The following is a 23279-nucleotide window of genomic DNA, read 5'->3' as shown; positions in this document are numbered from 1 at the left end:
AACAACGATTAACTCGTGCATCACCCGCTTCACGCCCAAGAATCCACTGGATCAAGCGCTAACGGGGGAACTTCGCATGACTGAATCATCCATGTTGCGGCCTGACGCACACCCGGTCGCCGCGACTGCCGGTGAGGGCGTGACCCTGGTGGTGCGTCACCGCATCAAGGCCGGCCACGAAGCCGCCTACGAGGGCTGGCTGCGGCAGACGGTCAGCACCGCCGCGCAGCGTCCCGGTCACCTCGGCGTCGATGTGGTGCGCGGGCGTGATGGCGGCCTGCATACCTTCACCAGTGTGCTGCGCTACAGCTCGGTCGAGGCCCTGCAGGCCTGGCTCGATTCCGCCGAACGCCGCGAGCTGGTCAGCCAGGCCGAAGCGATGCTGGCCGACGGCGACCAGGTCGAGCTGCATCCGTTCAAGGAGTTCTGGTTCACCCCACCGAGCGACACCGCCAGCGCGCCGCCACCCCGCTGGAAACAGGCGCTGGTGACGCTGCTGGTGATCCTCCCGCACACCCTGCTGGTGCCGCTGGCGTGGCAACCGCTGCTCAAGCTCCACCCGTGGCTGTCCAGCTACTTCGTCGCCACCTTGCTCATCACCCTGACCATCGTGCTCTCGGTGGTCTACGTCTGCATGCCGGCGGCGACCCGACTGTTCGCGCCATGGCTGCAGGGCAACGGAGAACGGCCATGACCGACAAGGATGAGCGCAACGATCCGACCCGTCGCCACCTGCTGGCCGGTTCGCTGCTGACCGCGGCCGCGGCGCTGCTGCCGCGGCTGTCCTTCGCCTCCTTCAACCCTGACCAAGGACCTGCAATGAATGCCGATCTGATTCTGTTCAATGGCCGGTTCCACACCGTGGACCGCGAGAATCCCGAGGCCACCGCGGTGGCGATCAAGGACGGGCGTTTCCTCGCCGTTGGCAGCGATGCCCAGGTCATGGCCACGCGCGGCGCTGCCACCCAGGTCATCGACCTCAAGGGCCGCTGCGCCATTCCCGGCCTCAACGACTCGCACCTGCACCTGATCCGTGGCGGCCTCAACTACAACCTGGAACTGCGCTGGGAAGGCGTGCCGTCGCTGGCCGACGCCCTGCGCATGCTCAAGGACCAGGCCGCGCGCACGCCGACGCCGCAATGGGTGCGGGTGGTCGGTGGCTGGAACGAATTCCAGTTCGCCGAAAAGCGCATGCCGACCCTGGAAGAACTCAACCAGGCGGCACCCGACACCCCGGTGTTCGTCCTCCACCTGTACGACCGCGCGCTGCTCAACCGCGCCGCGCTGCGGGTCGCCGGCTACACCCGGGACACGCCGAACCCGCCGGGCGGCGAGATCGTCCGCGATGCCCGTGGCGAGCCGACCGGCATGCTGGTGGCGCGGCCCAACGCGATGATCCTCTACTCGACCCTGGCCAAGGGGCCGAAGCTGCCGCTGGACTACCAGATCAACTCGACCCGCCAGTTCATGCGCGAACTCAACCGTCTCGGCCTGACCAGCGCCATCGATGCCGGCGGCGGCTTCCAGAACTACCCGGACGACTACGAGGTGATCGAGCACCTGGCCCGGGAAGACCAGTTGACCGTGCGCATCGCCTACAACCTGTTCACCCAGAAACCCCGGGAGGAACTGGCCGACTTCAGGAACTGGACCGGCAGCGTCAAGCTGCACCAGGGCGACGACATGCTGCGCCACAACGGTGCTGGCGAGATGCTGGTGTTCTCCGCCGCCGACTTCGAGGACTTCCTCGAGCCGCGTCCGGACCTGGCGCCGTCCATGGAGCAGGACCTGGAGCCGGTGGTGCGCCACCTGGTCGAGCAGCGCTGGCCGTTCCGCCTGCACGCCACCTACGACGAATCCATCAGCCGCATGCTCGATGTGTTCGAGAAGGTCGACCGCGATATTCCATTCAACGGCCTGCCGTGGTTCTTCGACCACGCCGAGACCATCACCCCGCGCAATATCGAGCGGGTCCGCGCCCTCGGTGGCGGTATCGCCATCCAGGACCGCATGGCCTTCCAGGGCGAGTACTTCGTCGACCGCTACGGCGCCAAGGCCGCCGAGGCCACGCCGCCGATCAAGCGCATGCTCGCCGAGGGCGTGCCGGTGGGTGCCGGTACCGATGCCACGCGGGTCTCCAGCTACAACCCGTGGACCTCGCTGTACTGGATGGTCAGCGGCCGCACCGTCGGCGGCCTGGCCCTGCACCAGGAAGGCCTGCCGCGCGCCACCGCCCTTGAACTGTTCACCCGTGGCAGTGCCTGGTTCTCCTCGGAGCAGGGCAAGAAGGGCCAGATCAAGGTCGGGCAACTGGCCGATGTGGCGGTGCTCAGTGCCGACTTCTTCAGCGTCGAGGAAGAAGCCATCAAGTGGATCGAGTCGCTGCTGACCGTGGTCGGCGGCAAGGTGGTCTATGGCGCTGGCGACTTCGGGTCGCTGGGGCCGAAGGAGATCCCGGTGCTGCCGGACTGGTCGCCGGTGGCCAAGGTCCCGGGGCACTGGCGCCCGACCTCGCCGCTGGTGGCCCAGGTGCACCAGTGCAGCGGGCCGTGCGCAGTGCACTCGCACAGCCATGAGCGGGCGCGCCTGGCCAATGTCCCGGTCAGCGACTTCCAGGGGTTCTGGGGGGCCTTCGGCTGTTCCTGCTTCGCCTTCTGAGTTCCACCCCGGCGCGGGCAGGGGCCCGCGCCTCATTCAATGCAGAGGAGTCATGAGATGAGCAACGACTACAAACGCCTGAACAAAGACGATGCCGTGGTGTTGCTGGTGGATCACCAGACCGGGCTGATTTCCCTGGTGCAGGATTTCTCGCCGAACGAGTTCAAGAACAACGTCCTGGCCCTGGGTGACCTGGCGAAATTCTTCGGTCTGCCGACCATCCTCACCACCAGCTTCGAGCAGGGTCCCAACGGCCCGCTGGTGCCGGAGCTGAAGGAGCAGTTCCCGGACGCGCCGTACATCGCCCGTCCTGGCCAGATCAACGCCTGGGACAACGCCGACTTCGTCCAGGCGATCAAGGACACCGGGCGCAAGCAACTGATCATCGCCGGCGTGGTGACCGACGTGTGCGTGGCCTTCCCGACCCTGTCGGCACTGGCCGAGGGCTATGACGTGTTCGTCGTCACCGATGCCTCCGGCACCTTCAACGAGACCGTGCAGCAGGCCGCCTGGGCGCGCATGAGCGCGGCCGGTGCGCAACTGATGAACTGGTTCGCCGTGGCCTGCGAGCTGCACCGTGACTGGCGCAACGACATCGAAGGCCTGGGCAACCTGCTGTCGCAGCGCCTGCCGAACTACCGCAATCTGATGAACAGTTATGCGGCGCTGAAGTAATGAACTGCGCCCCGGATGTTGGACAACAAATCCAACACCTGGGGTGTTTTACATGAGCAAGTACTCAAAGCAGTTCAAGCTGTCCAACATCGAAGCCTTCATCACACGAGGCCTTCGGCAACACTGGAAGATCCGTGCTTATTGAGTGACCTTCGGTTTGGTTGGGCGGTCGCCTATGCAGTCGGGAGCGTTGGGGCCAATAGAAATAAAACCTGCCTTCACCACAGGGTTACCAGTGTGCCCCCATCTTATTGGACCGCTTGCATTTTCCAGATCGTAGATTTTGCTTTGCCCGAGGAATTCTCCTGTTCGCTGGTCGTATAAACGATAGAAACCCGGCAGGCCCCAACGGGGAAACCAGGTCGGAGGGCGATCTTCGTCCGGATGCGACTTGCGATGGAACATGTCAGGCAGTAACCAGAACGGTTTGAGTTCAACAACCCGATAGCAGCCGTTGGGGCTGAGTACTGGATCATTCAAAGGCTGTGCGAGTCTGCTCTGCCACCATTCGGAGGCGAGCCAGATCCCCCCTATTGCTCCAACAGTGGCCAGGAGGCTCCTGAGCACACTCATTGATTGCTTTCTAAATGGACAGGTTTATCGCCAATGCAATCGGCGACATTAGGACCGATAGGTATCAATCCGGCCGATACTTCGGGGAAGCTTTTGGTGCCCCACAGCAGCGGTCCGCTGGTACTTTCCAGATCGTAGATTTTGCTTTGGCCAAGAAACGCTCCATTGCGCTGGTCGTAAAGACGATAAAAGCCTGGGTTACCCCATCTGGGAAGCCAGGTTGGCGGTCTGTCTTCATCAGGATGCGAGCGGCGATGAAACATGTCAGGCAGCACCCAAAAGGGCTTGAAACGTTCTACCCGATAACATCCATTCGGGCTGAATACCGGCTCACGAAGTGGCTTGGCCAAGCCGGTTTCCCACCACTCCGATGCGAGCCAGATGCCACTGACGGTTCCAACCGAATACAAAAGGAATGCCATCAACTTCACGACAACTCACCCAGTTCAATGACCCCATCGTACTTTCGCCACAGTACGTCGGAATAGATCACGAAATCGCCGCCCCGTCTGTGCCTTGTTCGATAATCACGAAAATCAGAATTGCTGACCGCAGCAAACGGCTCATTCCCCACATTGATTATGGTTTGACCAGCGAGTGTTAGACTGAATATTGTCTCCGACTTGCTGAGCACCCTATCCTCAGTCCATGTTCCAAGATATTGAGGACCGTTGAAGTCATAGTTATCCCGGATGTAAAACCCAAGGTATGAAATCTTGAAGTAGTGATGAGTCTTGTCCGTAAGCGGATCGATTTCGGAATAAGCATTGCCTACAACCCCCACCTTTAGGGTGCCAACCCCTATCGCACCATACATATCATCCAGCGTGTCCAGCTCGTCGCCAAATACAGCAATATTCACTTGGGATACAGCATCCATCTGTAGCGCTGACATGTTGTAAAAACCAAGATCACAAGTCGAGCCGGGTACCCAGCCAGCAACCTTCAATCTTTCCTGCAGCAGTTTGACTGCTTTGGGTGTAGCAATACGTCCTTCTGCAATCTCTACCGCTTTTCGGCAACTGGGAAATCTCATTGCCCATTCCATTTTTACAATCTGATCATCGCAAGTCGCAGCAGTCAGGCTCCTCGGATCGGGCCTGGTTTCGTCATCTTTCCACACCTCCGGCATCGTCCACGCCGGGCTATCGAACCACCGCTGCATCAACGCCGCCGCCGTATCCCAGCCCATCTTGCGCATGGCACCCGGCAGGGGGGTCAGGGCGAGGCGATTGACCATCACTTTCTTGGGCGGATGATGCTTGCCCGGGGCGGTATCCAGCGTGGCGTCCAGGAGATACAAGGTATCCGGGCCCAGTGCGTCGGCCTGTTCAAAATCGTTGAGGGACATGGGCATTACTCCAGGGCAGGCGCAGGCGCGCTGATGGCGATATCGAGATCGAGGGGATTGGTGCTGAAGCAGATATGGCAGTAGCCCTCGTCATTGAGGGTTTCTCCAGCTAGGCAGGCGCCATTGCGCAGCAAGGCGTACTGGCGCGAGCCACAAGGCAGGCGATATTGGTCGAGCAAGTGGAAACTGCCGCTGCAGCGCTCGTCTGCCGGCTCGGCACTTGCCGCCGATGGGGAATGCGCCTGCGAACTGTCCGCGGCCTGCGTGGCAGGACTTGCGGATTGACCAGCCGCTCCAGACCCGCCATGCGGGGGCGGCATCTCGTCCTCGTAGTCGTATTTCACATGGGTGATGGAAGCTTGAAACTGCGCGCGGCATGGACAGGAGCTGACGCTGTGCAAGGTCCCGGCTCTTCGGCTGCCATGGGTATTGAACTGGTTCAGGCCACCCACGATCTGGTAGGTCTTGCCGGTCACGCCACAGGTGACTGCGTGACCTTCCCGGGCATGGCCGAAGCCGAACATGTTGATGCGATCGTCGCCTTCCACGACGACACCGCCGCAGGTGGTGCGGTCACCTTTGCGAATGAAATATCCGTAGGTCATCAGGCCTCCTTTTTCGCGTGCCAATCAATGATTCGGACGCTTGTTCAGGTGACGGACGACAGCGGCTTTCCCGAGGGATGAAAGCTATGTCGTCCAAGGGGGCAGAGGATGGAAGTTATTTGGAAGGAAATAAGTAGGAAGAATCTGGTGTTTTCAGTGGAAATGGCTGTACCGATCAATGGATATGCTCATAGCCCTTCGTGCCACTGCGGCAATACGTGCCGAATCGTCGCGAAGGGCCGCAAAGCGGCCCTCGAAGCGATTACTGCAGATGCGCCTTCAACTCGACCGCCGCCTGGCGCATCGCCGCCTGCACCGCCGGCACCCTGGCCAGCGGGTTGAGCAGGCCGTAGTCGTGGATCATGCCGTTGTAGCGCACCGCGGTCACCGTCACCCCGGCGGCGTCCAGCTTGCGCGCATAGGCTTCGCCTTCGTCGCGCAGGACGTCGAGTTCGGCGGTCTGCACCAGGGCCGGTGGCAGGCCCTTGAGCTGTTCGACGCTGGCGCGCAGCGGTGAGGCATGGATCTGCGCGCGCTCGCCCTGATCGGTGGTGTAGCTGTCCCAGAACCAGTTCATCACGCTGCGGGTGAGGAAGTGACCGTTGGCGAACTGCTGGTACGAGGCGGTCTCGAAGTTGGCATCGGTCACCGGCCAGAGCAGCAACTGGAAACGCAGGTCCGGGGTTTTCCGCTCCTTGGCCATCAGTGCGACCACCGCCGCCATGTTGCCGCCGACACTGTTGCCGGCCACTGCCAGGCGCTTGCTGTCGACACCGATTTCCTTGCCATGCTCGGCGACCCACTGGGTGGCGGCGTAGGCCTGGTTGATCGCGGTCGGGTAGTGGGCTTCCGGCGATGGCGTGTAATCGACGTACACCGCCACCGCGCCGGAGCCGACCACCAGGTCGCGGATCAGCCGCTGGTGGGTCGGGAAGTCGCCGAGCACCCAGCCGCCGCCGTGGAAGAACATGAACACCGGCAACTCACCGGCGACCTTGGCCGGGCGCACGATCTTCAGAGTGAGCTTGTCCTGGCCGACGCCGATGATCTTCTCGCTGACCTCGATGCCGGACAGGTCGACCTGCACCGAGGCCTGGGCGCCGCTGAGCACCGCACGGGCGTCTTTCGGCGCGAGCTGTTCCAGCGGTTTGCCGCCGGCTTTTTCCAGCGCTTCGAGGAAGGCCTGGGTGGTGTGTTCGACACCCGGGCTGCCGGCGGCGAAGGCGTTGCCGACGGAGAGGGCGAGGAGGGTGGCGCCGAGGGTCTTGTTGAGGAGGTTCATGTGCAGATTCCTTTTCTTCGCAATGAGTCGGGTAGCAAGGCTTGGAGCCTTCAGCGCCGCGGGTTGTGGGTGGGCTGCGCTGCAAGGTGTGGCTAGATTATTGGGATGCGTAAAAGTGAAAAAGCGGCTATAAAGCGTTTTACTGTCTACCAGAGAGTGACAATGAACCCGTTCGAAGACATGCGTATCTTTTCCCAGGTCATGGAGTCCGGCAGCTTTACCGCTGCCGCCGACAAGCTGGGCCTGTCCAAGCAGTTCGTCAGCCGCCGGTTGATGGCCCTGGAAGAGCGCCTGGGCGTGCGTCTGCTCAACCGCTCGACGCGCCGCCTCGATCCCACGCCGCTGGGCCAGAGCTATTACGAATCGGCGCTGCGCCTGCTCAGCGAGGTCGAGCAGGTGGAGCAGGGGATTGCCGGGCAGACCAGCGAGCCGCGCGGCACCGTGCGGGTCAGTGCGCCGCTGTCGTTCGCCGTGGCCCACCTGGGCTGTCTGCTGCCGGAGTTTCTCCAGCGCTACCCGCAGGTCAGTGTCGAGGTGGACCTGAGCGATCGCTCGGTGGACCTGCTCGGCGAAGGCTACGACCTGGCGCTGCGCATTGGCGTGCTGGAGGACTCGACCCTGATCGCCCGTCGTCTGGCGGCCATCGAGCGGGTCTACTGCGCCAGTCCCGATTACCTGGCGCGCAAGGGCACGCCGTCACGCCCGGACGAACTGGCCAGCCACGACTGCCTGCCCTACGGCCATGGTCGCCAGGTGCAGTGGCGCTTCGTCGAGCAGGGCAAGGCCAGAGTGGTGACGGTGTGCGGGCGAATGCGCGCGAACAACGGCGAGCTGCTGCGCGATGCGGCGATCAAGGGGATGGGGATCACCTATCTGCCGACCTTCATCGTTGCTGATGCGCTGGCGGCGGGGCAGCTGGTGTCGGTGCTGGAGACCTTCGCCCCCGAGCCGTTGCAGCTTTCCGCGGTCTACCCGCAACACCGGCAGAGCGCGCGGCCGGTGCAGGTGCTGATCGAGTTCATGCGCGAGCGCCTCAGCGTATGAAGTGCACTTTGCCGCTGTCGTCGTTGCCCATGTAGATGCCATAGACCCCGGCCTGGCGTTCCTCGATATAGCGTTCGAGGATCTGTCGGATCGCCGGGTAGTAGATGGCGTCCCAGGGAATCTCGTCGGGGGCGAAGAAGCGGCAGTCCATGGTTTCCGGGCCGTACTGGCCGGTGATTTCCACGGCCACGGCGCGGAAGATGATGTACACCTCGCTGATCTTCGGCACGCTGAAGATCGAGTAGGGCGAGACGATGTCGGCGCGCACCCCGGTTTCTTCCCAGACTTCGCGCAGGGCCGCCTGTTCGGTGGTTTCCCCGGCTTCCATGAAGCCCGCCGGCAGGGTCCAGGTGCCCGGGCGCGGCGGGATGGCGCGCTGGCACAGCAGGTACTTGCCGTCGCGCTCGATGATGCAGCCGGCGATGATCTTCGGATTGACGTAGTGGATGTAGCCGCAGCCGGCGCACATCAGGCGCTCGTGGGTATCGCCGTCCGGCCGTCCCTGGTGCAGCGCGGCGGAGCATTGCGGGCAGAAACGCGGGACGGCGGGCATGATCAGCGACCTATGCGGGGTTCTTTGAGGGCGATGGGCGTGGCGATTTCACGGATCTTGCCGGCGTCTTCCTGCTTCGAACGCAGGTAGTCGAGGGCCACCCTGGCCGCGGCGCGAACGTGGTCGACCGAGGCCTGGTGCGCGGCCAGCGGATCGCCGCTCTTGATCGCCTCGACGATCTTTTCCATTTCCTGGTTGCTGGCGCCGCGGCGGTTTTCCTGGGACACCGAAGTGGCGCGCAGGTAGCTGATGCGCGCCTGCAACTGGCGCAGCTGGGTGGCGGCGACGTGGTTGCCGGAGCCTTCCAGGAGCACGTCGTAGAAACCCTGCACCGAATCCAGGACCTGTTGCAGCTCGCCGTCGGTGAGGGCGTTGCGGTTTTCTTCCAGGGCCTTTTCCAGGGCGCGGATGTCCTTGGCCTTGGCATTGAGGGTGAACAGCTGGACGATCAGGCCTTCGAGCACGCAGCGCAGCTCGTAGATGTCGCGGGCGTCTTCCAGGGTGATGATGGCGACCCGCGGACCCTTGGCGTCGGCGAATTCCACCAGGCCTTCGGACTCCAGGTGGCGCAGGGCCTCGCGGACCGAGGTGCGGCTGACCCCGAGGCGGTCGCACAGATCGCGCTCGACCAGGCGATCGCCCGGCAGCAGGTGGAAGTTCATGATCGCGCTGCGCAGTTTGTCCAGCACGATTTCGCGCAGGGTAACGGGGTTGCGGTTGACCTTGAAGGTGTCGTCGAGTGGCTGGCGTTTCATCGTCTGCGCTCTGAAATTGACTGTTGCCAGCGACATCGGAGCACTCGACAACCGGGTGCTCCCTGCGGTGGTTTCGAACAGCCAGTGTTTAACTGGTTGACTCCGAGTCGGCCTCGGCGAAGGCTTCGCGGGCCAGGCGGAAGCTGTCCACGGCCGCGGGTACACCGCAATAGATACCGACCTGGAGGAGAATCTCGCGTATTTGTTCACGACTCAGTCCGTTGCGCAAGGCGCCGCGGATGTGCAGCTTGAGCTCGTGGGGTCGGTTCAACGCGGAAATCATTGCCAAGTTTATCATGCTGCGTTCTTTCAGCGATAAGCCGTCGCGGCCCCAGACGTGGCCCCAGCAGTACTCGGTGACCAGTTCCTGCAGCGGTTTGCTGAACTCGTCGGCGTTCTGGATCGAACGCTGGACGTAGTCTTCGCCGAGCACCTGGGTGCGGATGGCGAGGCCTTTCTCGTACGTGTCGTTGCTCATGCGGGCAGGTTCCTGCATCGGTTGTAAAAACGGGACTCTCCCCCCACTCGTAGGAGCGAGGCTTGCCCGCGAAGGACCGCGCAGCGGTCCCCATTTTCGGTGACATTGGGGACCGTTTCACGGTCCTTTCGCGGGCAAGCCTCGCTCCTACGAGGGGGCAGTGAGCGTCAGCCCAGGGGCGGCAGTGCCCCGAGTTTTCCCTTGTGGTAGATCATCGGCGTCACCGGCTGTTCGGGCAGGATCAGGTTCTTCACCTCGCCGACGATGATCGCGTGATCGCCACCGTCGTATTCGCGCCACAGTTCGCACTCGATCACCGCGGTGGCATTGGCCAGCACCGGGTTGCCCAGTTCGCTCATGTGCCAGTCGATGCCCTTGGCCTTGTCCTTGCCCTTTCCGGCGAAGGCATAGGCTTCGGCGGTCTGGCCGGCGGCCAGCAGGTGGATGGCGAAGCGCTTGCTGTCGCGCAGGATCGGGTAGGTGTCGGAAGCGTAGTTGGGGCAGAACAGCACCAGCGCCGGGTCGATCGACAGCGCGCTGAAGGCGCTGGCGGTGATGCCGACGATGCCGCCCTCGGCGTCCAGCGTGGTGACGATGGTCACGCCGGACGGGAAGGAGCCCATCACGTCTTTGTAGATGCCGGGTTCGATCATGTCAGTTCACCTGTCAACGCATCACGAAGGGGTCGGGCATGGGCGCGGTCGAGAGGTTGATCCAGACCGTTTTCAGTTCCGTGTAGGCCAGCACCGAGTCGATACCGCTTTCGCGGCCATAACCACTGTTCTTGAAGCCGCCGATCGGCGCCATGGCCGATACCGCGCGGTAGGTGTTGACCCAGATGATCCCCGAACGCACGTCGCGGGCCAGGCGGTGGGCACGGCCCAGGTCGCGGGTCCAGATGCCGGCGGCGAGGCCGAACTGCGAGTCGTTGGCGATGGCCAGGGCCTCTTCCTCGGTCTTGAAGCGGATCACCGCGGCGACCGGGCCGAACACTTCTTCCTGCATGATCTTCATCGAGTTGCTGTCGCACTCGAACAGGGTCGGCTCGTAGAACCAGCCGTCTCCCTCGACCTCGGCGCGCTTGCCGCCCATGCGCAGGCGCGCGCCCTCGGCATTGGCCGCGGCGACCAGGCCTTCGACCACGGCCAGTTGCTGGGCGGTGGCCATGGGGCCCATCTCGCTGGCTTCGTCCTGCGGGTTGCCGATGCGAATGCGCCTGGCCCGTGCGATCAGGCGCTCGACGAATTCGTCGAAGATCTCGTCCTGCACCAGCAGGCGCGAGCCGGCCACGCAGCTCTGCCCGGAGGCGGCGTAGATGCCGGCCACGGCGCCGTTGATGGCGCTGTCCAGGTCGGCGTCGGCGAAGATGATGTTGGGCGATTTGCCGCCCAGTTCCAGGGACAGCTTGGCGAAGTTCTCGGCGCTGCTGCGCACCACGTGGCGGGCGGTGGCGGCGCCGCCGGTGAAGGCGATCTTGCGCACCAGCGGATGGCGGGTCAGGGCCGCACCGGTGCTCGGGCCGTAGCCGGTGACGACGTTGACCACGCCGGCCGGGAAGCCGGCCTCGAGGGCCAGGCGCGCCAGTTCGAGGATGGTCGCCGAAGCGTGCTCGGACGGCTTGATGACGATGGTGTTGCCGGCAGCCAGGGCTGGGGCCAGCTTGATCGCGGTGAGGTACAGCGGGCTGTTCCACGGGATGATCGCGGCGACCACGCCGATCGGCTCGTGCACGGTGTAGGCGAACAGGTCGGGCTTGTCGAGGGGCAGGGTGCCGCCTTCGAGCTTGTCGGCCAGGCCCGCGGTGTAGTGGAAGAACTCCGGCAGGTAGCCGACCTGGCCGCGGGTCTCGCGGATCAGCTTGCCGTTGTCGCGGCTTTCCAGCTGGGCCAGGCGCTCCTTGTTCTCGCCGATGAGGTCGCCGAGGCGGCGCAGCAGCTTGCCCCGGGCGGTGGCAGTGAGGCCGCGCCAGGCCTTGCTGTCGAAGGCTTTCTGCGCGGCCTGGACGGCGCTCTCGACGTCGGTTTCGTCGGCATCGGGCAGTTGCGCCCAGGCTTGCGCGGTGGCCGGGTCGAGGCTGTCGAAGGTCTTGCCGTTGTGGGCATCGCGCCATTGGCCGTCGATGCACATCTGGAAGCGAGTGAGCGTCATGCAACGATCCCCTTGGCTGAGTCGGAGAGGGTTCGGGCGTGCCCGAGGAAGTCCAGGAGCATCTGGTTGACCAGGCGCGGCGACTCCACTGGCATCATGTGCCGCTGTTCGGCGAGGACCACGCTCTGCGCGCCGGGAATGCGCGCGGCGAGTTCGCGGGTCATGGTCGGGGTCGAACCGAGGTCGTGCTCGCCGGTGGCGATCAGGGTCGGCACCTGGATGCTGCCCAGGTCGTCGGCGCGGTACATGTCCTGGGTGGCGAACAGTTCGTAGGTGGTCAGGTAGCCCTGCGGGTCGTTGCCGGCCAGGGTCTGGCGGATGGCCGCGACCTGGGCCGGGTTGGCCGCCTGGTATTCGCGGCTGAACCAGCGCGCCAGGGCCGCTTCGGCATTGGCGTCGGGGCCGTGTTCGGCGGCCTGGGCGGCGCGGGCGATGACCCCGGCGCTCTGCTCGGGGCTGCGGTTGAACACGCTGTTGAGCACCACCAGCGCGGACAGGCGCTGCGGGTAGTGCAGGGCGAAGGCGCGGGCGACCAGGCCGCCCATGGAGAAGCCGATCACCGTCGCCTGGGCAATCTGCAGGTGGTCGAGCAGTTCGACCAGTTGCGCGGCATAGCCGTGCAGGTCGGTACCGGGTTGCGGACGCGGGCTCTGGCCATGGCCGAGCATATCGTAGGCGATGACCCGATGATCGCTGGCGAGGCCGACGAACTGTCCGCCCCACATTTCTTTGTTCAGGCCGACGCCGTGGATCAGTACCACGGGTTGGCCCTGGCCGCTGTCCAGGTAGCTGGTGCCGGCGGGTGTACGTTCAGCGACAGGCTGAATCATGGTGGGGCGCTCCTTCAGAGTCGGGCGTGGTGCGACCCACGCCCCGGCCCGGTGGAATTGTTGTTATTGGTTTTTTTCCGCTGCCAGCTCTTCCAGGTCGATGTAGCGGTTGCCGATGCGCGGGTGCAGGCGGCCGCCGTCGGCAGCCCCCAGGACCACGACGATCTCGTCGGCGCGCGGGGCGTCTTCGATCTGCATTTCCAGGGTGATGTAGTGCGAGCGCAGGCCTTCGTCGTCCTTCTGCATCATCGGGATCTGGATCGAGGTGCCCGGGCCGCCGCGCTTGTTGGTGAAGCTCAGGTAGCTCTTGGCCTGGACCGCTTCACGGTAGTGGTTGCCGAAGCGCAGGGTGTGGATCACCGCGGAGGCATGCTCGATCTCGCCGTCGGCACCGACCACCGCCGCCTTGCCGTAGGCCTCGATCCGGTCGGCACCGCCGATGGCGGCGGTGAGGCGCTCGACCATCAGTGCGCCGAGGTCGGAGCAGTTGGCACGGATCTCCGGCTTCAGGTCCTCGACGAAACCGCGACCGGCCCATGGGTTCTTGATCACCACGGCCAGGCCGACCATGGTCACCGGCTTGTCGGTGGCCTTGCCGCCTTCGATGCGGGTTTCTTCGGAGTAGGTGACGATCTTGCGGATTTCGAAACTCATGGGGCGGGGCTCCTGTGGCGTGTGTTCAGGTCTTGTTGTCTGATGGTATACCATAATATTTGATGTGCAATAGGTATCGAGAAATTTCTACAGGAAGGGGATAGGTGGTTGGAGCGGAGGGAGGGTAGTGCGCGGACGGCGTGGGAGCGGATTTATCCGCGATTGGCCGCAAAGCGGCCATAAAACCTGAGTCCCGGGTGTGTCAGGTAGATGCGGGACTCAGGTTTTACGACGGCTTCGCCGCCGATCGCGGATGAATCCGCTCCCACGCCGTGATGTGTCAAGCGAAAGAGCGGTGATGTTTATCCAGTTGCTGATCCACCAGCCATCGGCCATGCGCCAGCGACGCATGCTGGGCATTCTCCAGGTCGGCCATGAACGCCATGTTCACCGGCAACGACAGGCGCCGGCTGGTGTGGCCTTGGGGATCGGTGATGAGGCAGCCAGCGGCATAGGGGGTGGGGATGCCGGGATGGGCTTCGACGCTGGCGGTGATGATGTAGTCGCGGTGCTCACAACTAAGGGTTTTCATCGTCCTGACCTCGCTGCGGAAAAATCGGAAGTCTCCTACCGATATACCACAGCGTCGGACCGGGGTTCCCCGGCCCGACGAACGTGCCTTACCTGAAGGCCGGCACCACTTCATTGATGAACAGCTCCAGCGACTTGCGCTTCTCTTCGTGCGGCAGGCTGTTGTCGCACCAGAAGCTGAACTCGTCGACGCCCAGTTCCTGGTAGTAGCGAATGCGTTCGATGACCTGCTGCGGGGTACCGATCATCGCGGTCTGGTGCAGGCTTTCCAGGCCGAACTCCGGACGTTCGGCGAACTTCGCTTCCGGGCTCGGCGCCAGGAAGCCGTTGTCCGGAGTCTGCTTGTTGCCGAACCAGGCGTCGAAGGTGCGATAGAAGCGGTTGATCGCCTGGGCGCCGATCTTCCAGCCCTCGGGGTCGTTTTCCGCGTGGACGTGGGTATGGCGCAGCACCATCAGTTGCGGGCGCGGCACCCCCGGGTTGTTGGCCAGGGCGGTTTCGAACTTGTTCTTCAGGTCGACCACTTCCTCGTCGCCCTTCATCAGCGGGGTGACCATGACGTTGCAGCCGTTGGCGACGGCGAAGTTGTGCGAGTCCGGGTCGCGGGCGGCGATCCACATCGGCGGCATCGGCTTCTGCAGCGGCTTGGGCACCGAGGTGGAGGTGGGGAATTTCCAGATCGCGCCGTCGTGGGCGTAGTCGCCCTGCCACAGCGCGCGCACCGCCGGGACCATCTCGCGCAGGGCCGCGCCGCCTTCGGAGGCCGGCATGCCGTTGGCCATGCGGTCGAACTCGAACTGGTAGGCACCGCGGGCCAGGCCGACTTCCATGCGGCCGTTGCTGATCACGTCGAGCAGGGCGCATTCGCCGGCGACGCGGATCGGGTGCCAGAACGGCGCGATGATGGTGCCGGCGCCGAGGTGGATGGTTTCGGTGCGCGCGGCGAGATACGCCAGCAGCGGCATCGGGCTTGGCGAAATGGTGTATTCCATGGCGTGGTGTTCGCCGATCCACACGGTGCTGAAGCCGCCTTTCTCGGCCATCAGGGTCAGCTCGGTCAGGTCTTCGAACAGCTGCCGGTGGCTGACCTGTTCATCCCAGCGTTCCATGTGCACGAACAACGAAAATTTCATGAGGCGTTTCCTCGGCTCTTGTTATCGGTCGCCCGGCGGATCGGGCGACAGCTGACGGGACGGACAGGCGGCACCTGTCACCAGAATAGGGGCTCAGGCGAAGGCCGGCAGGCTGGCCATCTTGCCGCGGCAGTAGACCAGCGGGCTGGGGGCCTCCGCCGGAACGATCAGGTTCTTCACCGCGCCGACCATGATGGCGTGATCGCCACCTTCGTATTCGCGCCACAGCTCGCACTCGATGATCGCGGTGGCATTGGCCAGCAATGGATTGCCCAGCGCGCTCAGGGTCCACTCAATGCCCTGGGCCTTGTCCTTGCCCTTCTTCGCGAAGGCATAGGCCTCGGCCTGTTGCTGGCCGGAGAGCAGGTGGATGGCGAAGCGCTTGTTGCGGATCAGCACGGGGTAGGAATCGGAGCTGTAGTTGGGGCAGAACAGCACCAGCGGCGGCTCCATCGACAGGGAGCTGAAGGCACTGGCGGTCAGACCGACGATCTGGCCGTCGTCGTCCAGGGTGGTGATGACAGTGACGCCGGACGGGAAGGAGCCCAGAACGTTCTTGTAGACGGTTGCGTCGATCATGGCGTGGTCCTCGGATACAGCGGTTTGGTCCGCGTTTTTATCGTTGATGTGTCTGATGGTATACCGTAATACCTAATTTGCAAGAGGAATCTTTCGCCCCTGACGAACGTGTCGATTCAGCTCGAGGCCAATGATTACGGGGCCTGGCGGCAAAAGGGCGGGCGCGGGGAGGGTGGGCAAGGCAGATCAGTTGGTCGGCAAAACAGCGAATCAGTGTTGTCAAAATATTGGAATACCATAATATGGTCTTCAGCTTCGACGCCGCCTGCCGTGTGCCGCAAGCGGTTTCCTACAAAGATAAAAACAGAACCTTTCGAGCTTTTTGCCCATGTCCCAACCGTCTTCGCAACACCAGTTGATCGAGAACCATACGGTCGATTACGTACCGCCAGCAGAGCGCCATGGGAAGGCGCGGGATCTGTTCACGCTGTGGTTCAGCACCAATATCGCGCCACTGCCGATCGTCACCGGGGCCATGGTGGTCCAGGTGTTCCACCTCAACCTGGTCTGGGGCCTGCTGGCCATCGTCCTCGGCCATCTGCTCGGCGGTATCGTCATCGCCCTGGCCTCGGCCCAGGGGCCGCAGCTGGGGATTCCGCAGATGGTGCAGAGCCGCGGTCAGTTCGGTCGCTACGGCGCGTTGCTGATCGTGTTCTTCACCGCGCTGATCTATGTCGGCTTCTTCATTTCCAACATCGTCCTGGCGGGCAAGTCGATCCATGGCATCGCCCCGAGCGTACCGATGCCCACGGCGATCATCCTCGGTGCCCTGAGCGCCACCGCCATCGGCGTCATCGGCTATCGCTTCATCCATACCCTGAACCGCATCGGCACCTGGGTGATGGGTTCGGCCCTGCTGGCCGGCTTCATCATGCTGTTCGCCCAGGACCTGCCGGCGGACTTCTTCAGCCGCGGGGGCTTCAACCTGTCCGGCTGGATCGCCACGCTGTCGCTGGGGGTGATCTGGCAGATCAGCTTCTCGCCGTATACCTCCGACTACTCGCGCTACCTGCCCCGTGAAGTGGGGATCGCCAAGCCGTTCTGGGCCACCTATTGCGGTGCGACCCTGGGCACCATCCTCTGCTTCAGTTTCGGTGCCATTGCCGTGCTCTGCGTTCCTGAAGGCACCGAGGCAATGGATGCGGTGAAGCAGGCCACCGGCTGGCTGGGGCCGATCCTGATGGTGCTGTTCCTGCTCAACATCATCAGTCACAACGCCCTGAACCTGTACGGCGCGGTGCTTTCCATCGTCACCGCGATCCAGACCTTCGCCAGTGCCTGGACGCCGAGCATCAAGGTGCGGGTGATCCTCGCCGGGGTGATCCTGCTGGGGTGCTGCCTGACCGCACTGAGCGCGAGCTCGGACTTCATCGGCCACTTCATCGGCCTGATCCTGGCGCTGCTGCTGGTGCTGGTGCCGTGGGCGTCGATCAACCTGATCGACTTCTACCTGATCAAGCGTGGCAACTACGACATCGCCTCGATCTTCGCCGCCGATGGCGGGATCTACGGGCGCTTCAACCTGCACGCGATCATCGCCTATGCCTGCGGCATCCTGGTGCAGTTGCCGTTCGCCAACACGTCGCTGTATGTCGGCCCTTACGCCAACCTGGTGGAGGGGGCGGACCTGTCGTGGCTGGTGGGCCTGGTGGTGACGCTGCCGCTGTATTACTGCCTGGCGACGCGGGGGCGGGGCGAGGCGCTGGTGGCGGCCTGGCGGACGGAGTAATCCCTGAATGTCTGCGGACTCCCACAGGGTTTTGTGCCTGCCCCGGGATGGAACCTGTGGGCGCTGGCGTCGCCAGCGATGAGGCCAGTGGCGACACCACATGACACCAACAAAAATGCCGCGATGATCGCGGCATTTTTCGTTTATCAGAACTCGGTCGGCTGGATGATCTCGACCCAGTACTCATCCGGGTCCTTGATGAACGCCAGGTGCTTCATGCGCCCGTCGCTCAGGCGCTTCTGGAACGGCACGCCCAGTTCTTCGAAACGCGCGCAGGCGGCCCGGATATCCGGCACGGCAATGCAGATATGGCCAAAGCCGCGCGGGTCGGTATTGCCGTTGTGATAGGCGAACGCCGGGTCGTTCTCGGTGCCATGGTTATGGGTCAGTTCGAGAATGCCGGGGATCGATTTCATCCACTCGGTACGCTTGGCCGCATCCGCGGGGATCTGCGCCTTGTCCACCAGGGCGAGGAAGTACAGGCTGAATTCCGCTTCCGGGAAATCGCGCTTCTCCACCAGGCTGAAACCCAGCACGCGGGTGTAGAAGTCCAGGGACCTGGTGATGTCCTTGACCCGCAGCATGGTGTGGTTGAAGACGAAGTTGGCGGTGGCGGCATCGGGTTGCGCGGTGACGCCAGGGAGGGTATCGAGATCTTGCAGGCTCATGGGCACTCCGCAGTAGAGGCCGACGCCAGTGACGCCGGCGGAACAATCAGGCGGCCATCATACGGAACTGAATCAATTGCGCAAACGACAACGCCCCGTGGCCGAGGCTCACGGGGCGTTTGAATTAGAAGCCCGCCGAAGCGGGCGCATGGGGCGCTAGTCCTTTAGCAGCCTTCATCCTGATCCAGCGCTTGTGAAAAATATGTGAAGCGAAACTCATTTGCGCAACCAGCTTTCTACCGTTGGTCCGCCGTACTGTTCTTTCCAGGCTTTCAGGCCGCGATGGTTGCCACCCTTGGTCTCGATCAGTTCACCGGTGTGCGGGTTTTCATAGACTTTCACCACCCGCGCGCGGCGTTGTTTCGGCGCCTTGGGCACGGCCTTGCCGACCGTGGCCGGATCGAGGATGGCGATGATGTCGCGCAGGCCCTTGTCATAGCTTTTCATCAGCGCGACAAGTTTCTGTTCGAATTCGATTTCACGTTTAAGGCCGGCGTCCTTTTTCATTGCCTCCAGTTGTGCGAGCTGTTCCTGAAGGGCTTTTTCGGCGGCACGAAACTCTGCAAGTCTGGACACGGTAATCACTCCTTTATCGGCAGTGGACGCCGCGCGGCGCGAGATGATCGACGCGAATAACACGGGGTCCACAGGGGCTGTAATAACAGCATAGTTAACAGTGTAGCCAACGGCTCATGGACTAACAGCAAACTTTTATGAGGCCGCGCCGGGAACTTTCAAACTTGCTCATGTTCGTCTTCCCTGAGTATTAAGCGGAGGCCGTTACCGGGTGCTGCGACCATGGTCCAATGGCCCGGGGCAGAGCGCTCGCGGATAATCGGCAGGCGTCGTGCGCGAAGCGGCGGCGATCATCGCCCCGGCTGTTGCGACGGGGCGGCTTGTTGGTTTCTTATTCGGATTCGTGGTCCTCATGTTTGTCCCTTTTTCCTGCTCTTCCGGGCGCGCGCTATGTGGCCTGGCGGGGCTGTTCGGCGCTGTTTCGGCGCAGGCCGGTGGTTTTATCCAAGACAGCAGCGCGCGCCTCGAGGCACGCAATGTTTACTTCAATCGCGACTTTCGCGATGGGCACAGCAGTTCCGCGCAGGGCGCCTCGAAACGCGAAGAATGGGCGCAGGGTTTTATTCTCGACGTGCGTTCCGGTTATACCGAAGGGACCGTGGGATTCGGCGTCGACGCACTGGGCATGTATGGGCTGAAACTCGATTCAAGTCCCGCCGACAGCAACAGTGGCCTGCTGCCCTCCCGTGGCGATGATCCGCGACACTCGGTGGATCAGTACGCCAAACTCGGCGTGGCCGGGAAAGTGCGGATCTCGCGGACCGTGCTGAAGTACGGCGCGATGCTGCCTGACATGCCCTTGCTCAAGTACAACGACGGCCGCCTGCTGCCGACGATGTTCCATGGCGCGTCGCTGACCTCGGAAGAAGTGCGCGATGTGCGTTTCAACCTGACCCGCCTGGACCGGTACACCGCCCGCGACTCCACTGATGCCCAGGACATTCGCGTGCACTGCAAGAACAAGCGCTACGCCTGCGACACCCGTGCCGATCATTTCGACCTGGCCGGGGTCGACTACCGGGTCAACGAGCGCATCAGCGCCCAGTACCAGGTGGCGAAGCTGGAGAACATCTATCGTCAGCATTTCCTCGGCCTGGTCGCCAGCCAGCCGTTGAGCGTCGGCAGCCTGTCCGCTGACCTGCGCCTGATCAGGAGCGACGACATCGGCCGTGCCCGTGCCGGCGCGATCGACCACCGCGCCTTCAGCGGCATGCTCGCCTACAGCCTTGGCGGACACCGGATCAGCGCGGGCTGGCAGCGCATGTTCGGCGACAGCGCCATGCCGTATCTGGATGGCAGCAACCCGTACCTGGTCAACTATGCCCAGGTCAACGACTTCGCCGCGGCCCGGGAACGCTCCTGGCAACTGCGCTACGACTACGATTTCAAGGCGATGGGGGTGAACGGCCTGAGCTTCTTCACCCGCTACATCAGCGGCGAAGATATCCAGGTCCCCGGCAGCCTCGCCGAAGGCAGGGAATGGGAGCGCGACAGCGAGCTGAAGTACCAGGTCCAGGGCGGCACGTTCAAGGACCTCAGCGTGCGCCTGCGCAATTCCACCTATCGCAGCAACTACGAACGTTTCGCCCGCGACATGGACGAAACCCGGGTCATCGTCAGCTACAACTTCTCGATCTGGTAAAACTGCGCCCGCTGCGTCGACAATGGGCCGCTGCATTTCGGGAGTTCGTCCATGAAACACCTGCTGTTGATCGGCATCGGCCCGGGCAACCCGCGCCAGATCACCCTGGAAGCCGTCGATGCGCTGAACCGCGCGGATGTCTTCTTCGTGCTCGACAAGCACCAGAGCAACGACGACATGCTGCACCTGCGCAAGGCGTTGCTGGAGCAACTGGTCAAGCGTCCCTACCGCCTGGTCCAGGTCGATGATCCGCGGCGCGACGGCGCGGCCGCCGACTACCAGGGCGCGGTGCGCGACTGGCACCGCCAGCGGGCGGCGCTGTATGGCCGGCTGATCGCCGACGAGCTCGGCGAGGGGGAGTGCGGCGCCTTCCTGCTCTGGGGCGAGCCGGGGCTGTACGACAGCACCCTGCGCATCCTCGAACTGATCGACGAGCAGGCCTTCACCCTCGAGGTCATTCCCGGGATCAGCAGCGTGCAGGCGCTGGCGGCCCGTCACCGGGTCCCGCTGAACCGGATCGGCGAGCCGCTGCAGATCCTCCCCGGCAGGCGCCTGGCCGAGGTGGCGAGGATCGACAACGTGCTGGTGATGCTCGACGGCCAGTGCGCCTTCGCCGAACTAGACGACCCCGACCTGGACATCTACTGGGGTGCCTACCTGGGCAGTGCGGACGAGATCCTGATCAGCGGGCCGCTGCGCGAGGTCAAGGCGCGGATCCTCGCCGCCCGCGAGCAGGCGCGGGCGCGCAAGGGCTGGATCATGGACACCTATCTGCTGCGTCGGCGCCACTGACGCGGTTCTTCGCCTCGATTCACTGCGCCATGTCCCTGGTGTTCTTGTGCTGGTGATGACGCAGCATGGCCCCGGTGAAGTTGTACAGGCGCTGGTCGGCCAGCTGCGTCAGGGTCTGCTCGATGCGCTCGACCAGCGCGCTGCTGTGCCAGTGCCAGTCATAGCGGGCTTCGAGCAGGCGGCGGCGGGCCATCGGCCAGATGTTGTGCTTCATCCAGAGGAGTTGGGCTCGGGCCAGACGTAGCCAATGATCAGGACGTGCAGGGAGGAGGCGGACATGCGCGAGGGGCCTTGGGGCAAAAGAGCGTATTAGAAGCGCTCGGGCTGGATGCGGCAAGAAATGCAAAGAGCGCAAAGCGGCCCCGTTGGCATAGGTATCTACACATCTCTGAAAACCTGGCGGAAACCGCATCAAGGCCGCCAGGTGCCTGTCTTGAGTCTTGCAGCGCCCTCAAGATCGAGCGCCGCCCGCGCGGCGCATCGCGGGCTACGCCCGCTCCCACATTTGTTGCAACGTACCTATGGCTGACAGGCCATGGTTGGCCGCCTTGTTGGTTCGACTCGATACCGAGTCGAGCCCAACAGCCTCCCCGCGATGCATCGCCGAAAAAACAAAGGCTGACAACTCAAATCCAACAGGCCATGGCACGTTGCAAAAGATGTGGGAGCGGGCGCAGCCCGCGATGCGCCGCGCGGGCGGCGCTCGATCTGGAGGGCGCTGCAAGGCTCAAGACAGGCACCTGGCGACCTTTATGCGGTTTCCCGCCAGGCCGTCAAAGTTGTGTAGATACCCATGCCTATCGCACAGGCGTCAATGACAGCAGGGCTTCTGCCCCGGGGGGCCCTCGTAGCGATCATGGTGCCGCACCCAGTCCATCGTGCCGTCCTCGTTCCGGCCCTTGGGCATCAGGTCGAGGAAGTTGTAGGTGCCTACCAGGATGTCCAGGCCACGGGCATAGCTGGAATAGGTATGGAAAATCTCGCCGGCCTCGTCACGACAGAACACGCTGAGCCCGGGCAGCTCGGTCTCGTTGCCCGCATAGGGCTCATAGTTGTACTCGGCACCTTCGGCCGCCGGTGTCACGCCGAAATCCCGGTTGAAGCTGCTGCCATGGGACGACACCCAGGGGAAGCGCCAGCCCATGCGCTGGCGAAACGCCTGGAACTCCGGGTAGGGCGCCCGCGATACCGCCACCAGCGAAACATCATGGTGGGCCAGGTGCAGGTTGGCGCCATCGAAATGGTCGGCAAGGAACGAACAGCCAGGACAGCCTTCGTCCCAGCCATCGGCGAACATGAAGTGATAGACCAGCAACTGGCTGCGCCCGGCGAACAGCCCGGCCAGGTCGACCTCACCCTCGGCGCCCTGGAAACGGTAGTGCTCTTCCACCTTGACCCAGGGCAGGGCGCGGCGCGCGGCGCTGAGTTCGTCGCGTTGATGGGTGAAGGCCTTTTCATGCAGGAGCAACTGGCGGCGGGCGCCGAGCCATTCCCGCCGGGTGACCACCGGGTGCTTGCGATCGTTGTTCATCTGGATGACTCCGGGGTGGGGGTGTCTGTTCTTCTGGTCGTCTGGCGCTGTCACCGTTCGACACAACGATCCCGCAATCTTCATGAAACCGACGAGTGGAGCGCTTCCGGCCCGTGAAAAACATTGATAGCATCCGGCCATCTTTTTACGAGTCATTTTTGTGACGCGCTTCTCTTTTCTCGCCGGCCTGAGCCTGGCCCTGATTTTCCTCGCCAACGCCTCCTGGGGAGGCAATACGCCCTGTTCCGGGCGCAAGGGCGGTATCGCGGGCTGCGCCGGCGATGCCTTCCTGTGCAATGACGGTTCGCTCAGCGCCTCGAAGAAAAGCTGCAGCGCCTACACCGGCAACCGCAACCCGCGGCCAGTGGCGCAATCATTGCAAGGTGCCAGCACTGAGTGCAGCTGCGCATCGGGGACCTTCTGCACCGGCCCCCGGGGCGGGGTGTACTGCCTGACACCAGGCGGCCAGAAAAGCTATCGCCGGCACTGACC

Annotated in this window: 26 protein-coding genes; 8 read left to right on the top strand and 18 right to left on the bottom strand. The window is 63.5% G+C overall.

The genetic code is table 11. From position 1 onward, the window contains the following. The first annotated feature begins 76 nt into the window (after positions 1–76). The 3 genes from RTI28_RS24745 to ycaC all read left to right on the top strand — a co-directional run bounded on the left by RTI28_RS24745 (position 77) and on the right by ycaC (position 3333). Positions 77–694, top strand: a complete 618-nt coding sequence (locus RTI28_RS24745; RefSeq protein ID WP_316922907.1) for an antibiotic biosynthesis monooxygenase — start codon at positions 77–79, stop codon at positions 692–694. Between the two features lie 125 nt (positions 695–819). Next, positions 820–2658, top strand: a complete 1839-nt coding sequence (locus tag RTI28_RS24740; protein WP_316922940.1) for an amidohydrolase — start codon at positions 820–822, stop codon at positions 2656–2658. A 57-nt stretch (positions 2659–2715) separates the two neighbouring features. Continuing rightward, positions 2716–3333 (top strand): isochorismate family cysteine hydrolase YcaC, encoded by a 618-nt coding sequence (ycaC, locus tag RTI28_RS24735; protein WP_316922906.1) that lies wholly within the window; start codon positions 2716–2718, stop codon positions 3331–3333. Positions 3334–3902: 569 nt separating this feature from the next. On the opposite strand, the gene RTI28_RS24730 is transcribed toward ycaC, so the two are convergent. From RTI28_RS24730 to RTI28_RS24715, 4 genes are all read right to left on the bottom strand, one after another. After that, positions 3903–4328: a hypothetical protein gene (locus RTI28_RS24730; protein WP_316922939.1), complete on the bottom strand. Its 426-nt coding sequence runs from the start codon at positions 4326–4328 to the stop codon at positions 3903–3905. 5 nt (positions 4329–4333) lie between these two features. Next, on the bottom strand, positions 4334–5257 hold the full coding sequence (locus tag RTI28_RS24725) for a DUF6402 family protein (protein ID WP_316922905.1): 924 nt from the start codon (positions 5255–5257) through the stop codon (positions 4334–4336). Positions 5258–5262: 5 nt separating this feature from the next. Beyond that, a complete protein-coding gene (locus RTI28_RS24720) occupies positions 5263–5862 on the bottom strand; it encodes a PAAR domain-containing protein (protein WP_316922904.1) in 600 nt (199 codons plus the stop codon). 262 nt (positions 5863–6124) lie between these two features. After that, positions 6125–7144, bottom strand: a complete 1020-nt coding sequence (locus tag RTI28_RS24715) for an alpha/beta hydrolase (protein ID WP_316922903.1) — start codon at positions 7142–7144, stop codon at positions 6125–6127. Positions 7145–7306: 162 nt separating this feature from the next. Between RTI28_RS24715 and RTI28_RS24710 the strand changes: the two genes are divergently transcribed. Next, a complete protein-coding gene (locus RTI28_RS24710) occupies positions 7307–8188 on the top strand; it encodes a LysR family transcriptional regulator (protein ID WP_316922902.1) in 882 nt (293 codons plus the stop codon). On the opposite strand, the gene RTI28_RS24705 is transcribed toward RTI28_RS24710, so the two are convergent. The 10 genes from RTI28_RS24705 to RTI28_RS24660 form a co-directional block, all read right to left on the bottom strand. Beyond that, complete coding sequence (locus RTI28_RS24705; protein WP_316922901.1) at positions 8178–8741, bottom strand: NUDIX hydrolase; 564 nt, start codon at positions 8739–8741, stop codon at positions 8178–8180. The genes RTI28_RS24710 and RTI28_RS24705 overlap by 11 nt on opposite strands. 2 nt (positions 8742–8743) lie before the next feature. Continuing rightward, positions 8744–9496, bottom strand: coding sequence for a GntR family transcriptional regulator (locus RTI28_RS24700; protein ID WP_316922900.1), 753 nt, complete (start codon positions 9494–9496; stop codon positions 8744–8746). An 88-nt stretch (positions 9497–9584) separates the two neighbouring features. Beyond that, complete coding sequence (locus tag RTI28_RS24695) at positions 9585–9974, bottom strand: carboxymuconolactone decarboxylase family protein (protein ID WP_316922899.1); 390 nt, start codon at positions 9972–9974, stop codon at positions 9585–9587. Between the two features lie 167 nt (positions 9975–10141). Continuing rightward, positions 10142–10627, bottom strand: coding sequence for a flavin reductase family protein (locus RTI28_RS24690; protein WP_316922898.1), 486 nt, complete (start codon positions 10625–10627; stop codon positions 10142–10144). 13 nt (positions 10628–10640) lie between these two features. Further along, complete coding sequence (locus RTI28_RS24685) at positions 10641–12122, bottom strand: aldehyde dehydrogenase (protein ID WP_316922897.1); 1482 nt, start codon at positions 12120–12122, stop codon at positions 10641–10643. After that, positions 12119–12952 (bottom strand): alpha/beta fold hydrolase, encoded by an 834-nt coding sequence (locus tag RTI28_RS24680; RefSeq protein WP_316922896.1) that lies wholly within the window; start codon positions 12950–12952, stop codon positions 12119–12121. The genes RTI28_RS24685 and RTI28_RS24680 overlap by 4 nt, the downstream gene beginning before the upstream one ends. Before the next feature lie 63 nt (positions 12953–13015). Next, positions 13016–13606 carry an amino acid synthesis family protein gene (locus RTI28_RS24675; protein ID WP_316922895.1) on the bottom strand — a complete coding sequence of 197 codons (591 nt, stop codon included), beginning with the start codon at positions 13604–13606 and terminating at the stop codon, positions 13016–13018. 280 nt (positions 13607–13886) lie between these two features. After that, complete coding sequence (locus tag RTI28_RS24670) at positions 13887–14138, bottom strand: hypothetical protein (protein ID WP_316922894.1); 252 nt, start codon at positions 14136–14138, stop codon at positions 13887–13889. A gap of 88 nt (positions 14139–14226) precedes the next feature. Further along, positions 14227–15270: an LLM class flavin-dependent oxidoreductase gene (locus RTI28_RS24665; protein WP_316922893.1), complete on the bottom strand. Its 1044-nt coding sequence runs from the start codon at positions 15268–15270 to the stop codon at positions 14227–14229. 93 nt (positions 15271–15363) lie between these two features. Beyond that, positions 15364–15849 (bottom strand): flavin reductase family protein, encoded by a 486-nt coding sequence (locus RTI28_RS24660; protein ID WP_042128968.1) that lies wholly within the window; start codon positions 15847–15849, stop codon positions 15364–15366. Between the two features lie 328 nt (positions 15850–16177). Here RTI28_RS24660 and RTI28_RS24655 point away from each other — a divergent pair, with 328 nt between their 5' ends. Next, positions 16178–17578: a purine-cytosine permease family protein gene (locus RTI28_RS24655; RefSeq protein ID WP_316922892.1), complete on the top strand. Its 1401-nt coding sequence runs from the start codon at positions 16178–16180 to the stop codon at positions 17576–17578. Positions 17579–17724: 146 nt separating this feature from the next. On the opposite strand, the gene gloA is transcribed toward RTI28_RS24655, so the two are convergent. Further along, positions 17725–18246, bottom strand: a complete 522-nt coding sequence (gene gloA, locus RTI28_RS24650) for a lactoylglutathione lyase (protein WP_316922891.1) — start codon at positions 18244–18246, stop codon at positions 17725–17727. 216 nt (positions 18247–18462) lie between these two features. Further along, a complete protein-coding gene (locus RTI28_RS24645; protein WP_316922890.1) occupies positions 18463–18822 on the bottom strand; it encodes a histone-like nucleoid-structuring protein, MvaT/MvaU family in 360 nt (119 codons plus the stop codon). A 352-nt stretch (positions 18823–19174) separates the two neighbouring features. Between RTI28_RS24645 and RTI28_RS24640 the strand changes: the two genes are divergently transcribed. Together RTI28_RS24640 and cobF are read left to right on the top strand one after the other, a co-directional pair. Further along, on the top strand, positions 19175–20464 hold the full coding sequence (locus RTI28_RS24640; RefSeq protein WP_316922889.1) for an OprD family porin: 1290 nt from the start codon (positions 19175–19177) through the stop codon (positions 20462–20464). Between the two features lie 51 nt (positions 20465–20515). Next, positions 20516–21256 (top strand): precorrin-6A synthase (deacetylating), encoded by a 741-nt coding sequence (cobF, locus tag RTI28_RS24635; RefSeq protein ID WP_316922888.1) that lies wholly within the window; start codon positions 20516–20518, stop codon positions 21254–21256. 19 nt (positions 21257–21275) lie between these two features. On the opposite strand, the gene RTI28_RS24630 is transcribed toward cobF, so the two are convergent. Together RTI28_RS24630 and RTI28_RS24625 are read right to left on the bottom strand one after the other, a co-directional pair. Then, positions 21276–21470, bottom strand: coding sequence for a hypothetical protein (locus RTI28_RS24630; RefSeq protein ID WP_316922887.1), 195 nt, complete (start codon positions 21468–21470; stop codon positions 21276–21278). A gap of 597 nt (positions 21471–22067) precedes the next feature. Then, positions 22068–22787, bottom strand: coding sequence for a thioredoxin family protein (locus RTI28_RS24625; protein WP_316922886.1), 720 nt, complete (start codon positions 22785–22787; stop codon positions 22068–22070). Positions 22788–22974: 187 nt separating this feature from the next. On the opposite strand from RTI28_RS24625, the gene RTI28_RS24620 reads away from it, so the two are divergent. Further along, entirely contained in the window at positions 22975–23277 is a 303-nt protein-coding gene (locus tag RTI28_RS24620) for a hypothetical protein (RefSeq protein WP_316922938.1), read from the top strand. The last annotated feature ends 2 nt before the right edge of the window (positions 23278–23279 follow it).

This window comes from Pseudomonas sp. zfem002 (assembly GCF_032621685.1).
Classification (GTDB): Bacteria; Pseudomonadota; Gammaproteobacteria; order Pseudomonadales; family Pseudomonadaceae; genus Aquipseudomonas; species Aquipseudomonas japonica.
The sequence above is the reverse complement of the archived record's forward strand: the minus strand, read 5'-3'. Positions and strand labels throughout refer to the sequence as shown.